The 14,150-nt window shown below is 55.1% G+C and carries 11 protein-coding genes; 7 read left to right on the top strand and 4 right to left on the bottom strand.

Annotated features, from left to right (window positions below; genetic code table 11):
- The first annotated feature begins 21 nt into the window (after positions 1–21).
- Together metH and G0Q06_RS04470 are read left to right on the top strand one after the other, a co-directional pair.
- The gene (gene metH / locus G0Q06_RS04475; protein ID WP_163962847.1) at positions 22–3,765 is read left to right on the top strand and encodes a methionine synthase; all 3,744 of its coding nucleotides are present in this window, start codon (positions 22–24) and stop codon (positions 3,763–3,765) included.
- 50 nt (positions 3,766–3,815) lie between these two features.
- The gene (locus G0Q06_RS04470; RefSeq protein WP_163962846.1) at positions 3,816–4,409 is read left to right on the top strand and encodes a hypothetical protein; all 594 of its coding nucleotides are present in this window, start codon (positions 3,816–3,818) and stop codon (positions 4,407–4,409) included.
- 3 nt (positions 4,410–4,412) lie between these two features.
- Here the strand turns inward: G0Q06_RS04470 and mnmL are convergent, their stop codons facing one another.
- Both mnmL and G0Q06_RS04460 read right to left on the bottom strand, forming a co-directional pair.
- On the bottom strand, positions 4,413–5,339 hold the full coding sequence (gene mnmL / locus G0Q06_RS04465) for a tRNA modification radical SAM protein MnmL/YtqA (RefSeq protein WP_163962845.1): 927 nt from the start codon (positions 5,337–5,339) through the stop codon (positions 4,413–4,415).
- Between the two features lie 20 nt (positions 5,340–5,359).
- Entirely contained in the window at positions 5,360–6,454 is a 1,095-nt protein-coding gene (locus tag G0Q06_RS04460; protein ID WP_163962844.1) for a mannose-1-phosphate guanylyltransferase, read from the bottom strand.
- A gap of 160 nt (positions 6,455–6,614) precedes the next feature.
- Here G0Q06_RS04460 and G0Q06_RS04455 point away from each other — a divergent pair, with 160 nt between their 5' ends.
- A complete protein-coding gene (locus G0Q06_RS04455; RefSeq protein ID WP_338045107.1) occupies positions 6,615–6,929 on the top strand; it encodes a rhodanese-like domain-containing protein in 315 nt (104 codons plus the stop codon).
- Here the strand turns inward: G0Q06_RS04455 and G0Q06_RS04450 are convergent.
- Both G0Q06_RS04450 and G0Q06_RS04445 read right to left on the bottom strand, forming a co-directional pair.
- Entirely contained in the window at positions 6,923–8,305 is a 1,383-nt protein-coding gene (locus G0Q06_RS04450) for a hypothetical protein (RefSeq protein WP_163962842.1), read from the bottom strand. The genes G0Q06_RS04455 and G0Q06_RS04450 overlap by 7 nt on opposite strands.
- Positions 8,302–9,180 (bottom strand): mechanosensitive ion channel family protein, encoded by an 879-nt coding sequence (locus G0Q06_RS04445; protein ID WP_163962841.1) that lies wholly within the window; start codon positions 9,178–9,180, stop codon positions 8,302–8,304. Before G0Q06_RS04445 ends, G0Q06_RS04450 begins: the two co-directional genes overlap by 4 nt.
- Positions 9,181–9,288: 108 nt before the next feature.
- Here G0Q06_RS04445 and G0Q06_RS04440 point away from each other — a divergent pair, with 108 nt between their 5' ends.
- The 4 genes from G0Q06_RS04440 to nadC are packed head-to-tail and all read left to right on the top strand — an operon-like array spanning position 9,289 to position 14,148.
- On the top strand, positions 9,289–10,854 hold the full coding sequence (locus tag G0Q06_RS04440; protein ID WP_163962840.1) for a gamma-glutamyltransferase: 1,566 nt from the start codon (positions 9,289–9,291) through the stop codon (positions 10,852–10,854).
- Positions 10,855–10,908: 54 nt separating this feature from the next.
- The gene (locus G0Q06_RS04435) at positions 10,909–11,895 is read left to right on the top strand and encodes an adenosine kinase (RefSeq protein WP_163962839.1); all 987 of its coding nucleotides are present in this window, start codon (positions 10,909–10,911) and stop codon (positions 11,893–11,895) included.
- A 46-nt stretch (positions 11,896–11,941) separates the two neighbouring features.
- Positions 11,942–13,225, top strand: a complete 1,284-nt coding sequence (locus tag G0Q06_RS04430) for a glutamate-5-semialdehyde dehydrogenase (RefSeq protein WP_163962838.1) — start codon at positions 11,942–11,944, stop codon at positions 13,223–13,225.
- Positions 13,222–14,148: a carboxylating nicotinate-nucleotide diphosphorylase gene (gene nadC / locus G0Q06_RS04425; protein ID WP_163962837.1), complete on the top strand. Its 927-nt coding sequence runs from the start codon at positions 13,222–13,224 to the stop codon at positions 14,146–14,148. The genes G0Q06_RS04430 and nadC overlap by 4 nt, the downstream gene beginning before the upstream one ends.
- Positions 14,149–14,150: the final 2 nt, after the last annotated feature.

Here is a 14,150-nt window from a genome sequence, read left to right as displayed (position 1 = left end):
TAATCAGGATATGATGATGTTATGACAATCAAAGAGACGGAAAAGCGCCTGAAAGCCCTCATGGATGAGCGAATTGTGATTCTTGACGGAGCCATGGGGACGCAGATCCAGGGGTACAAGCTGGACGAGGCCGCCTTTCGTGGAGAGCGCTATGCCGGGCATGGGAAAGATTTGAAGGGAAACAACGATATTCTGGTCCTGACCCGACCGGAAATTATTGAGGAGATCCACACCGGCTTTCTGGAAGCCGGAGCGGATATAATCGAGACAAACACCTTCAATGCGAATGCGATATCCCAAGCCGATTACGGATTGGAGGCCGACTCCAAGCTGATCAATGAGGAGGCGGCAAAGCTTGCGCGGCGGGCCGCAGAAAAATACAGCGCCGCAAACGCAGGAAAGCCGGTCTTTGTCGCGGGCGGGATAGGCCCCACTAACCGGACGGCCTCCCTGTCACCTGATGTGAATAATCCTGGATATCGGGGGGTCACCTTCGACCAGCTCAGGAAAGCATATCGTGAACAGGCCGAGGGTCTGGCCGACGGGGGCGTGGATGTCTTTCTGATCGAAACAATTTTCGATACATTGAATGCCAAGGCGGCAGTCTTTGCTCTTGAAGAGCTCTTTGACGATCGCGGCCAGCGTTGGCCAGTCATGATCTCCGTGACGATAACTGATGCTTCCGGCCGTACCCTATCCGGGCAAACCATCGAGGGGTTCTGGAACAGCATTGCGCACGCGAAACCGATATCCGTGGGAATCAATTGCGCCCTTGGGGCGAAGGAAATGGCTCCCTATGTTGATGAGTTGTCCCGGATTGCCGATACTCACATCAGTTGCTATCCCAACGCCGGTCTGCCAAATGCCTTTGGTGAATATGATGACACGCCTGAGCACATGGCATCTGTCCTTGCTGGTTTTGCCAGGGAAGGCTGGCTGAATATTGTGGGGGGTTGCTGTGGATCGACCCCTGCGCACATCGCTGAGATTGCCCGTCGGATGAATGAATTTCCTGCCCGGAAAGTCCACCCCGTGCAGGTGGCATCGCGCTACAGCGGATTGGAAGCGATCAAGATCGAGGGCCGGCCAGCTTCCTTCTTTGTTGTCGGGGAACGGACCAATGTGACCGGGTCACCCCGTTTCCGTAAGCTGATCAAGGAAGACCAATTTGATGATGCCTTGGAGGTTGCCCGCCAGCAAGTGGAGAACGGTGCCAACATGCTGGATGTGAATTTTGACGAAGGTCTCCTGGATTCCGAGGAATGCATGCGCAACTATTTAAACCTGCTGGCCGCGGAACCGGACATTTGCCGTGTTCCGATCATGGTCGACTCGTCCAAATGGTCGGTCATCGAAGTGGGCCTGCAATGCCTCCAGGGAAAAGGCGTTGTGAATTCAATCAGCCTGAAGGAAGGCGAAAAGGAATTCCTCAGGCAGGCCGGACTTGTGCAGCGTTACGGAGCGGCAGTCGTGGTAATGGCATTTGACGAAAACGGCCAGGCCGCAACGACTGAAGACAAGGTCCGGATCTGCAAGCGCGCTTACGACCTGCTCACCCTGAAACTGGATTTCAATCCGGCAGATATCATTTTCGACCCGAACATCCTTACCGTGGCAACCGGGATCCAGGAGCACAACAATTATGCGGTAAACTTCATCGAGGCCACGCGACAGATCAAGCAGCTCTGCCCCCACGCCCGGGTAAGCGGAGGTGTATCGAATATTTCATTCTCATTTCGGGGTAACAATATTGTCCGTGAAGCCATGCATAGTGTCTTCCTTTACCACGCCATCCAGGCCGGCCTCGACATGGGGATTGTCAATGCTGGGATGCTGGCAGTGTACGAGGATATCGATACGGAACTGCGGGACAAGATTGAGGATGTCCTCTTCAACCGGCACGAGGGAGCAACGGATGCGCTCATTACCCTTGCTGAATCCTACAAGGGCAAAAAAGAGGCTGTGGCCGAGTCAGACCGGCTGGCATGGAGGAAGCAACCCCTGAACGAGCGCCTCGCTTACGCAATCCGCCACGGTGTGGTTGACTTTATCGAGGAAGACACGGAAGAAGCGCGTAAGTCATTCAATCGTCCACTCGAAGTCATCGAGGGACCTCTCATGGATGGCATGCGGATTGTCGGCGACCTATTTGGTGAAGGAAAAATGTTCCTCCCGCAGGTCGTCAAAAGCGCGCGGGTGATGAAGCGGGCTGTAGCCTGGCTGACTCCCTTCATGGAGAAGGAGAAGGCTGAGAGAAACGCAAAGTTGAAAGCAGAATCAGAGATCAGCGGTGAAGCCTACAATCCTGAAAAGGATTCCGCCGGGGAAATTGTTCTAGCGACTGTTAAAGGCGATGTGCATGACATTGGGAAGAACATTGTCGGCGTCGTCCTGGCCTGCAACAACTACAACGTCCATGACATGGGCGTGATGATCCCCTGCGAGCAGATAATCGCCAAGATCAAGGAAGTCGACGCCGATATAGTCGGCTTGAGTGGCTTGATTACGCCTTCACTCGATGAGATGGTCCACAACGCACAAACCTTTACCCGTGAGGGAATCGACATTCCCCTGCTGATTGGCGGAGCGACAACATCGAAGGCCCACACAGGTGTGAAGATTGATCCTGAATACAAGGGGGCAGTCGTCCATGTGCCGGATGCCTCACGCGTGGTCAGCGTGTGCTCCAAATTCCTCAATCCTGAGACACGCAAGGCGGCTGTTGAGGATGCCAAGGCCGAAAACATCAAGCATCGGGAGCGTTACGAAAAAAGCCGTAAGCAAAGTGCTCGCTTGCTCCCACTCGCTGAGGCAGTAGCGAAAGCACCCGAGTTTGCCTGGTCGGAAGTCGATATCCCGAAGCCGGAAAAGACCGGCCTGCAAGTCATTGATGCGGTTTCCGTCGAGGAACTGGTCCCATACATTGACTGGTCCCCGTTTTTCTGGGCTTGGGAATTGAAAGGCGTTTATCCAAAGATTCTCAGCAGCGACAAATACGGCGAGGAAGCGACCAAGCTCTTCAACGATGGCCAGCGAGTCCTCAAGGATTTGATTGAAAACAAACGGCTTTCTCCAAAGGGAGTCTTCGGCCTCTGGCCAGCAAACTCACGCGGGCAGATGGTGGAGCTTTATCCGGACGAGAACCGCTCGGAAGTCCTGACGCGTTTTCATTTCCTGCGCCAGCAAAAGGAAAAAATAAAAGGTGAAGGCGCCCACTATCTCAGTTGTAGTGATTTCATCGCTCCCTATGAAAGCGGCCGCATCGATTACATGGGCGCCTTCGCGGTGACCTCCGGGGAGGAAGTGGATGAGCTGGCCAAGCAATATGAGGCAAAGCACGACGATTACACGGCCATCCTCATCAAGGCCATTGGCGACCGGCTTGCGGAGGCATTTGCCGAGTGGCTTCACTGCCAGGTTCGCAAGCAGTGGGGTTTCGGAGAAAACGAAAACCTGACCAATGAGGACCTCATTGCTGAAAAGTACCGGGGAATCCGTCCTGCCGCTGGTTACCCGGCCACTCCGGACCATACTGAAAAGCGTATTCTCTTCAATTTGCTGAAGGTTGAGGAAAAGGCGGGAATCACCCTCACCGAAAATTTTGCCATGAGCCCCGCAGGATCGGTTTCTGGTCTCTACTTTGCCCATCCTGAAGCAAAGTATTTCAATGTGGGCCGCATTGGCCGGGATCAACTTGAGGCGTATTCGCTATTGAAGGGTGCTCCAAGCGAGGAGATGGAGCGCTGGTTGGCGCCCAACTTGTGAGTCAGAGCTTGATTGCCTTTTCCAGAAAAATTGCCTAACACTCAATTCACATGGCAAATCTGGCAATTCTACTCGTCCCCTACTACAATACATTCGCACCTTCCGAAGTAAGGCCTTATTGCCTGAACTACACCAATAGCTCTGGCGAGCTGGCCTCCACTCGCTTCATTCATAATGCCAACGGGCAGATCACCAAAGCCCTCTATCAATTGATTACCGGCCAGCGTTCATCCGTCAATTTGCATGAGTTCGACTCATCCGGGCGGATGGTCCGAAAGTTCCGCAAATACAGCGACGGGGAGACTTCGGAGGAGTTATTTAACTATGACAAATCCGGCAAGCTGACCGATGAGTTGTTCACAGACTCAAGCGGAGTCAGCGGCAGAGCCGTCTATGAGTATGACGGGCAGGGCAATGCCGCCCTCATGCTCTGCGAGGGATACAAGGGATGGTTTACGGGCACGATTCAATTTGCTTTCGACAGGGCGGGTAAGCGGGTTTCCGGTTCCATCCAGAAAAACGGGGAAACGGTTGGATCAATTGAGTACAAGTATGAAGGAGGAACCAATCTGGTCCTCGAAAGATGGAAAACCAGTGACGGATGGTCCCAAACCTTGAACTACGTTTACGAATCCGCCGACTGATTCCTATTCGTAGCGACAGCCCTGGAAAATGTTTTTTGCGGACAGAAACGCATCAAACTCCCTGACCAGCTGATCAAGGCGTACGCCCCATGATGGATTGAGGACATATTTCAGGGGCACATCCCCGAAGACCCTGTCGACATACAGATCAGGCCGTAGCCCGGCCAGCCAGTCTGCAGCCTTGTTAAAGTAATCCTCACGCGACGGAAAGAGAAAGGCCTCGGGCTCTTTCTCATACCACTCAGCAAGCGGCGTGTTCCGGAAGACATGCAACTGATGGACCTTCACACTGTGGAGAGGCAACTTGTTCAACAGCTCAACAGAATCAAAAAACTGTTTCCAAGGCTCTCCCGGGAATCCAACAAGAAAGTGTCCTCCAACAGGTAGTCCACAAGCAACTACACGCTCAACCGCTTTTGCTGCCTGTGTGAAGGAGTGACCCCGGTTCATCCGGTTGAGGATTTCATCGGAAAAGGATTCAATTCCCAACTCGATATAGACCGGTTTTTGTTTGGAGGCCTCGGAGAGCCAGTCCAGAAGGGCCTGTGGAAGACAGTCCGGGCGGGTCCCGATAACCATGCCGATCAACAATGGATTTTCCAGGACACTCTCATAAATCCTGACCAGTTCATCCATCGGCCCGTGCGTATTGGTATAGGCCTGCAGATATCCCAGGAATCCCACCGCCCGCGGATACCGTCGTGACTGGAACTCAACGCCCTGTTTAATCTGCTCCTCAATCGTATCCCCCGAATGACAATAACCCGGCGTAAAGGCCTCATTGGAACAGTAGTAGCAACCCCCAACACCAATTGTCCCGTCGCGGTTCGGGCAAGTCAGGCCTGCATGCAAACTTACCTTCTGGACACGTCCGCCAAAACGGGCCTCCCAGTAGTTCTTTAACTTGCGATAACCAAGAGGTGATGCCACCGAGTTCAATTGTTCAGTATCTACAGCAAGTGCTTGTATTGATCGTCTTCTCCAAGGCTCTTGACGAGTTGCTTGATATCCTGGGCCTTGCTCTTCGGGCAGACGAGGGTGGCATCCTCCGTGCGGACGATAATTAAGTCCTCAACCCCGATCAAGGCCACCGTATGGCTTGGATCGGACATGACAATGTTCCCCTTGCAATCGAGGGTCACTACCGAACCCTTGGTCACATTATCATTGTCGTCCTTTTCGTGATGACGCTCAACGGCAGGCCATTCGCCCACATCATCCCAATCGAATGCCGAGCCCACGACCCGGACTGATTGGGCCTTTTCCATGATCGCATAATCGACGGAAATCTTTTCAAGGTTCGGATAATGCTCGGCAAGCAAGGTGCCCAAATCCTGCCCGGCATCCAGAGCAGCACGGATTTTTCCAAGAGCCTTCCAAAGGCCAGGGGTATGGGTCTCAAATTCTCGCGAAATCACTGGCACCTGCCAGAAAAACATACCGGCATTCCATGCATAGTCGCCTGATTTAATGTATTTGCTGGCTGTCTCCTCATCGGGCTTTTCCTTGAAGGCGACCACCTTGTGAATGGGTCGCTCATCGATTGTCCCAGCAATTTCCCCGCGTTGGATATATCCGTATCCAGTCGCTGGATACTCCGGCTTGATTCCGACCGTGACTAATGCTTCTTCAGCCTCGGCGGCGGCAAAAGCTGTCCTCAGGATTGATTGAAAGCCGGCACTGTCGTGGATCACATGGTCAGCCGGAAGCATGGCAAAGCTTGCCCCGGGGTCGCGCGCGGCAACGAGCACTGTCGACAAGCCAACTGCAGCTGCGGTGTCCCGACCGACCGGTTCAGCCACCACATTTTCCGCGGGCACCATCGGGCAAATTTCCAAAACAGCCTCCCGTTGCTCGAGATTTGTCACGATGAGGACATTCTCAGGAGGAACAACACTGCCCAATCGATTAATTGTCTGGGTAAGCATGGGCAACTCGCCGACGATCGGGAGCAAGTGTTTGGGGCGGCGCAAACGGCTCTGCGGCCAGAAACGTTCACCTCTCCCTCCGGCCATAATGACAACGTATCGATTTCCTTTACTCATACGGTCAAGCTGGAGGACAATCCGGCAAAAGACAACGGTAAGTCAGAAGCAAATTTTCAAATCGTGAGTTGATCAAATTCGGAAATGCCTCTTATTGACCTTTCAAATGGTGCCTGAAGGTTTTACAGAAAACACAGATTCCCCTAATTCATCCTACCCCGTGGAAGTGGATGTTCAGGCGGCTTCCGCCTGCCTTTCCGGGGAATCACCTCCCCTGCTCCTGGATGTCCGTGAGCAAAATGAGCGGGACTATTGCAACCTTGGTGAGGGACTTCATATCCCCACGGGCGAAATCCCATTCCAGTGGGAATCCCTCCCACGTGATCAACATATTCTCGTCTATTGTCACCACGGGATGCGCAGCCATCGGGTCACGTTATTTCTTCGTGAGCGCGGCTTTCAAAAAGTCCAGAGCATGAAGGGCGGAATTGATTCCTGGTCCCGGGAAATCGATCCGGAGGTCCCGCGCTATTGAAGCGGGGGCAATCCTTCCTCGTCTTCGAAAGGAACTGCACTCTCATCCACGCGCGTATCGTCGACCTCCTCGTAGGCTGGCTCATAGGAAACCTCCGGTTCGAGTAAAGCCGCACGGGCGGACTCGCTTTCCAGAAGGACCGGCAGAGAATCCGCCGCGCTGTCTGGATCCATCCGTATCCATTGCCGCCCAACCATGATTTCCAACATGCTCCGGGCATCCGGATCAACGATGGATTGTGCCCAGACAAGGGCCGTTGCCGGATCCAGGTTGGCCGTCATGAGAACGATGCTCTCAATCGCACCATCGAGGGCCGGATCAGGACCATGCGTATTCAGCCATTCGGCAAGCGGGACCGGGCCGTCGTTGGCCACCCATTCATCTGCAAGGACATCCATCAAGGCGCGCCGTAGATTGCCCGAAAATTCATCCCAGACCCAATCAGCAGCAGCCTCAGGATAACTGTATGTCCATTCGCGGACCACGTTTTCAAGCCCCTCCAATTCACTTGGGAAAGACTTGTAAAGCCACTCTGCCGCCGCGGCAGGCTCTGTCACCGACCAGCTTTGGGCAAGAAAACCGGCAGCGGCCCCAGCCGATCCTTCCGGCAACTCGCCCAGCCAACGCAGGGCCTCGCGCGGGGATTCCGTCCGCAAAATCTGCTCGAGAACAACGAGGGACATCTGGGTCTGAAAATCACCGGATGGGGATTTCTCCAGCAAAGCAAGGGCCGCCCCACGGTCCGTACGGCCAAGATTCGAAAGAATAAGCTCAAGCCAGCGCTCAGCCCGCCTTGTCTTCCCCTCTCGCTCAATGACCCAGTTCCATGCATCGGATGGACGTGCCTGGCTCCACCCGCGGAGGACTGCACCGGTCGCCAGTTGTCGTTCACGCGGAGCGCTCAGGGAGGTAGCGAAGGCAATGGCGCTCCGGCCGTCGGAATTACCCCATGATTCAAGGAACTCACGCAGAATCTGGTTCCGCGCGGGGCTTTGTCTAATTTCCTGCAGGAAGCGAATCACCGCCATGACGCGCCGGGCCGGAAGTCCTCCCAGCAAACGCGCTGTCGCCATCTGTCGAAAATCCGGATCGCTTTCCCGCATGATGGCCCTGAGGGATTGTTCAAGCTGCGGGGGAACCGGCTCGTCTCCGGCAACGGAAAGGAGCTCCGCCACATCAACCTCTTCCCCTGTAAATCGCTCAATGATCAGGACCATGTCACGCTGGTCCAGCGTGAGGTCTCCTTGTGAGTCAGCTCCACCGCCCGGAGCCAGATGAAAGGCAAAGGCAGATAAAATTCCCAGTATAAAGACCGCTCCGAGCGAGGCCATCCAGGCCAGTCCAAGAGCAACCGCGCTCAACTGCTTGCGTTTCATAAGTCGATCTTTCCGTCACCGGGGCTCAATATATCAGACCCGGACTTGATTTCCTTGATGTAAATATCGCGCTGGGGATAGGGAATTTCAATATTCGCATCCTTGAGCGCCTTCCAGACAATGTAATTGATCTCACTCTTGAAGGCGGAGGGGCGCAGGGTCCACTCAACTGTCCATACCCACACCTCAAAGTTCAGGGAGGAATCCCCGAATTCCACAAACTTTGCACTGGGTGCAGGATCACTCAGGACGTGGGGATGATCCGTGACAGCCTTTTCAAGGACTTCCTTCACATGGAACACGTCGCTATTGTAATGCACCCCCACCGGCACGCGGAAGCGTACACGGTTATCGCTGTGGCTCCAATTGATGACAGAAGCGGAGATAAAGCGGGAATTGGGCACAATGACCTCAATGTTGTCGTTGGTCCGGATGGTTGCGCTGCGCGCCCGGATCGAAGTGACGACACCGCTCACATCGTCGATTGTCACCCGGTCGCCAACCCGTACCGGACGCTCAAGAAGAATGATCAGGCCGCTGACAAAGTTATCCGCGATATTGCGCAATCCAAAACCAACCCCAAAGGAGATGGCGCCAAGGATAACCGAAAGCGTAGCCCAGTTAAGCCCGTTAAAGGTAACCGGAAGGATCAGAAAGAAACAGAGAGTCAGGAAAGTGTAGCCGATCAGGGTCGCGTAGGCATTGCCGAGGCCCGGGTGGATCTTGAATCTTGGGAAAAAGCGGCGCGTGAGGATCCCGTAGAGGACTCGCTGTAGAATCAGGGCAACAATCAGGAGAACTGTTCCAAAAATTACGGAGACGGGAGTAAAACTCACCGAACCCACCTCGATTGCACCAGTCCAGAACCCTTCCATAACCATAGAACGCATCATTAAGGAGGGAAAGGGCTCGCATCAACTGCAAAAGAACAGGGGGTGAATTTGTATTCACAGAACCACCGTTTTCCGCAAACTGGACTCAAGATGAAGGGTTCCATCATTGCCGCAGGACATCCACTGACCGCTGAGGCCGCTGCACACGCCTTGAAGTCAGGCGGCAACGCTTTTGACGCCGCAGTGTCCGGTTGGCTCGCCTCCTGCCTGGCTGAACCCGTCCTCACTTCACCGGGCGGAGGAGGATTTGCCATGGTGTCACCTGAGTCAGGTTCTCCGCGGTTGTACGATTTCTTCACGCAAACACCGGGCATCCGCAATCCCGAGGCAAAGGCCATTCCCCTTGAGGCGGACTTCGGGTCAACACGACAGGTTTTTCATTTGGGAGCAGGCACCATTGCCACGCCCGGTTGCGTCGCGGGCATGCTGAAAATCCACCAGGACCTCGGCAAATTGCCCTTCGGCGAATGTGCCGCTCCGGCAATTGACCTGAGCCGGAAGGGGCTGACGATCACCTCCCATGCGGCCGAGCTCTTGCAGGTGGTTACAGCCCTGTATTTATCTACGCCGGAAGCAAAGGCCCTTTTTGAGTCACGGTCGCACCCGGGGACTTGTCTAAAGGAACAGGAGCTCTTTCAGAATAAGGAAATGGGGCCATTCCTCGAAATGCTCGTCAAGGAGGGCTCACGCTGGTTTTACGAAGGCGATATCGGCCGGATGGCGGCCGAGTTGAGCCAGACCAGCGGCGGGCACCTGACACGTGAGGACTTTCTCGACTACCAGGTGCACATCCGGGAGCCCCTCGAAATTACGCGTAACGGCGCATCAATCTGGTTGAACCCGCCTCCCTCCATGGGAGGAACCCTCATTGCCGTCGGCCTTTCCTTGCACGAGCCCGCAACCATCACGCCCTACCCGTTCAGCCAATTCAAGGACTGGAATCAATGGATTGAACCACTCAAGGTGATGAGCCTGATGCGCAGTGGCCAAGGCTGCGGGCAACTTTCAAAGGCGGAAAAAGCCAGACTCAACAAGGCCATCGCGAGCAACCCGGCCCTGACAAGTGCGGTGGAAAACCTGCTCCCGCATGCCCTACCGCAAACCCGCGCCGACGGGACAACCCAGCTTTCGGTCATGGACAAGTGGGGTAATGAAATTTCCATGACAACCAGCAACGGGGCCGGATCGGCGGTGATCCTCCCCGGAACCGGCTTCATGCTCAACAATATGCTGGGCGAGGAGGATCTCCAACCTGAAGGGCTCGGAACCTGGCGGACGAATTCCCGCCTTTCCTCGATGATGGCCCCCCTTTTGGCCCGCCTTCCGGACGGGAGGCGTCTGGCAACGGGCTCTGGAGGCTCCAACAGGATTCGCTCCACTTTGCTCCAGATTCTTCGTCACCTCCTTGATCGTGGAAGTTCGCTTGAAGAGGCTGTCCGGGCACCGCGCCTGCACTGGGAGAACAACGAGCTCCACGCTGAGACAGACGCCATGCACGCCTTGGGACCCATCATGGAGGAATTCGGATGGCCCTTGGTTGCCCACAGCATTCCAAACCTGTATTTTGGAGGGGCTCACTCCGTCGTCTGCACAAAATCCGGCGAACTGGACGGCATGGGAGACCCGCGACGAGGAGGCGTTTGCCTGAAAGTCTAGAGTTTCGGCAATTGCATACTGGTAATCCGGGAAAAATCTCTTACAGTCAGCGACATGTTAAATACGTCCTTCGAATTGGTAGGGGTCGGATCCCCGATAATTGATGTTCTGGCCCGAATCCCAGAGTCGTTCCTTGAGAGAATCGGTGGCGAAAAAGGAGGAATGGTCCTCACAGACGGCGAAACGATCGGAAAATGGATGGCCCAGCTACCCGCACCCTTCGAGGAAGCCCCGGGGGGCTCGTCTGGAAATACCATTTTTGCGGCAGCCAGAATGGGAATCCGGACAACTTTCGTGGGCAAGACCGGCAACGATGCAGGAGGCACGTTCTACCGCGAACGCCTGAAGGCATTAGGCGGCGATGATACCCGCTTCAAGATCGGGACAATCCCCAATGGCCGTTGTCTTTCCCTTATTACCCCGGATTCGCAACGCACCTTGCGCACAGATCTGGGCGCGGCAGCGACCCTGACCCCGGAGGAAATCACTCCCGCCGATTTTATCGGTTGCTCACATGCCCACGTTGAGGGCTATCTACTCTTTAATCCAGACTTGATGAAGGCTGTGCTCAAGTCTGCCAAGGAGGCCAATTGCACAATTTCCCTTGATTTGGCCTCCTTCGAGGTTGTGAAGGCGGCTGGCTCATCCCTTCCGGAGCTCCTTAAGGAATATGTTGATCTGGTCTTTGCAAATGAAGATGAGGCGGCGGCCTTTCATGGCGGTCCCGACACACTGGAGAACTATGCAGTCGAGCTGGCGGGCTTGTGTGAGCTCGCCGTTGTGAAGGCTGGTGCTGACGGCGCATGGATTGCCAAGGGAACCGAGACCATCCACGCGCCGGCCGTACCGGGCGTCAAGGCCATCGATACAACAGGCGCCGGTGATTTCTGGGCAGCGGGATTCCTTGCCGGCTGGCTTCACGGGAAACCCCTCGAGGTGTGCGCGGCATGGGGTGCACGGCTGGGCGCAGAAATTGTTCAAGTCATCGGGGCCGAGTTACCGGATGAGAAATGGGAACAGGTAATGAAGGATATATCCTGATCTGTCGCTTGCCATACGCCCGGGATTCCGGCAAAAACCGCTTATCATGAGTGAAATGGATGTAGACAAGCAGATCCGGCAGATCGCCGAACAGGCCTTGGCCGCCTCGCGCCAGTTGGCAGCGTATTCTACCGGGCAGAAAAACGCGGCCTTGGTACGCATTGCCGAATTGCTGGAAGCTCCACAGACACAACCACTTTTAATGGGGGCCAATGCCAAGGATCTGGAAACCGGCCAATCCCTTGGGCTCTCCGATGCCATGCTGGATCGCTTACGGCTCACTCCCGAGCGTATTCAAGGGATGGCTGAGGGCGCACGCCAAGTCGCTGCCCTACCCGACCCGGTCGGGAAAATCCTCGAAACGCGCAAGCACCAGAAGGGTTTCAGCATTGAAAAGGTCCGCGTACCAATTGGCGTCATCGGGATCATTTATGAATCCCGTCCCAATGTGACAATTGATTGCGCCGTCCTCTGCCTGAAAAGCGGGAATGCGACCATTCTTCGTGGAGGCCGGGAAGCCTTTCACAGCAATATGGCATTGGCCCAAGTCATTGAGAAGGCCTTTTCGGAAACAGGCCTGCCGCTGCATGCCGTCCAGTTGATCCCGACAGTCGACCGCAATGCCCTCAATGTCCTTCTCAAGGCGGATGATTGCATCCATTGCCTGATCCCACGCGGGGGCGAAGGCCTCATTCGCTTTGTCGCGGAAAATGCGCGGATGCCGGTGATCAAGCATTACAAGGGCGTTTGTAATGTTTATCTGGATACAGAAATCGACCAGAAGACAGCCGTCAGTGTCACTGTAAACGCCAAATGCCAGCGGCCAAGCGTCTGCAACGCCGCGGAAAACCTGATTGTGCACCAGGATCTCCTGCAGTCGGTCTTTCCGGAAGTTGCAAAGGTCTTGAAAAACAACGGCGTGGAGCTGCGGGTTGATGAGCGTGCGGCAGAAGCCCTGAAATCATTTGGTGGAAATCGCTACACCATGGCCACAGAAGAAGATTACCACACGGAATACGTGGACAAGATCCTCTCGGTCAAGACGGTCGACTCGCTTGATGAGGCAATCCAGTTTGTGAACACCTACGGTTCCGGACACAGTGATGCCATCATTACAACCAATGAAGCGGCAGCAGCAAAATTCCAGAACGAAGTCGATTCCGCAACGGTCTATTGGAATGTTTCCACGCGCTTCACAGACGGATTTGAATTTGGCCTGGGAGCGGAAATTGGCATCTCGACCGATCGCCTCCACGCGCGAGGCCCGATGGGACTGAATGAGTTGACGACTTATAAGTACCTCATCAAGGGACACGGGGAAATCAAATGAGCGCACCGCTCATCGCCAACCGAATTGCCAAACAGTTAAAGTGGGAAGAGATCGATCCCGCTGCTGTGACAACTCTCATTTCGATCGCCCGTAATGAAGACCTCGAGGGCTGGGGGCTTGCCGAGCCGCCGGAGCAGACGGGCGATATCACGAGCAGGCTACTGCCAAAAGGTAGTGAGCAGGCAACAGCCCGCCTTATTGCGAGAAATGACCTTGTCTCCTGTGGCTTGCCGATTGTCCAGCCGATCCTCGATGCCTATGGCGCAGGCGCCTCCTTCAAGCCGGCCCTGACCGATGGAAAGGAGTGTTCCCGTGGCACACAGTTAGGCACTATCGAAGGTCCTGCCCGGGTTATTCTTGAAGCCGAGCGTGTGCTACTCAATTTCCTCCAACGCCTTTCCGGGGTGGCAACGCTGACACAACTTTATGTGAAGGCCCTCGGGTCCTCACCCACCCGCTTGCTTGATACCCGGAAAACGACTCCGGGGTACCGGGTGCTCGAGAAGTACGCCGTTGCCTGTGGCGGCGGATTCAACCACCGGATGGGCCTCTTTGACCGGGTCATGCTCAAGGACAACCATCTCGCTGCCGCTGGCGCCACGGGCGGGAAGAAGCTTGCGGAGCTTGTTAACTCATATCGCGGCAGCTACCCTGAAATGATAATCGAACTGGAAGTCGATTCAATCGACCAAATCCTGCCCGCACTGGACGCGGGGATTGAGAACATTCTCCTCGACAACTTTTCTCTCTCCGAGCTGGCCGAGGCCGTTTCCTTGATTGCAAACAAGGCCGCCACAGAAGCCAGCGGAGGCATCACGCTTGAGGATTTGCCGGCACTCGGACAGGTTGGTGTCGATTTTATCTCTACCGGGGCAACCGTTCACAAGGCCCAATGGATGGACATCGGGCTGGATTGGAACTGATC

The organism is Oceanipulchritudo coccoides, from assembly GCF_010500615.1.
GTDB classification, from domain to species: domain Bacteria; phylum Verrucomicrobiota; class Verrucomicrobiia; order Opitutales; family Oceanipulchritudinaceae; genus Oceanipulchritudo; species Oceanipulchritudo coccoides.
The sequence above is the reverse complement of the archived record's forward strand: the minus strand, read 5'-3'. Positions and strand labels throughout refer to the sequence as shown.

What these genes read in the sequence shown, in the direction of transcription:
- metH (WP_163962847.1), top strand. Translation starts at nt 22, where the DNA reads ATGACAATCAAAGAGACGGAAAAGCGCCTGAAAGCCCTCATGGATGAG.
- G0Q06_RS04470 (WP_163962846.1), top strand. Translation starts at nt 3,816, where the DNA reads ATGGCAAATCTGGCAATTCTACTCGTCCCCTACTACAATACATTCGCA.
- G0Q06_RS04460 (WP_163962844.1), bottom strand. Translation starts at nt 6,454, where the DNA reads ATGAGTAAAGGAAATCGATACGTTGTCATTATGGCCGGAGGGAGAGGT.
- G0Q06_RS04450 (WP_163962842.1), bottom strand. Translation starts at nt 8,305, where the DNA reads ATGAAACGCAAGCAGTTGAGCGCGGTTGCTCTTGGACTGGCCTGGATG.
- G0Q06_RS04445 (WP_163962841.1), bottom strand. Translation starts at nt 9,180, where the DNA reads ATGGAAGGGTTCTGGACTGGTGCAATCGAGGTGGGTTCGGTGAGTTTT.
- G0Q06_RS04440 (WP_163962840.1), top strand. Translation starts at nt 9,289, where the DNA reads ATGAAGGGTTCCATCATTGCCGCAGGACATCCACTGACCGCTGAGGCC.
- G0Q06_RS04435 (WP_163962839.1), top strand. Translation starts at nt 10,909, where the DNA reads ATGTTAAATACGTCCTTCGAATTGGTAGGGGTCGGATCCCCGATAATT.
- G0Q06_RS04430 (WP_163962838.1), top strand. Translation starts at nt 11,942, where the DNA reads ATGAGTGAAATGGATGTAGACAAGCAGATCCGGCAGATCGCCGAACAG.
- nadC (WP_163962837.1), top strand. Translation starts at nt 13,222, where the DNA reads ATGAGCGCACCGCTCATCGCCAACCGAATTGCCAAACAGTTAAAGTGG.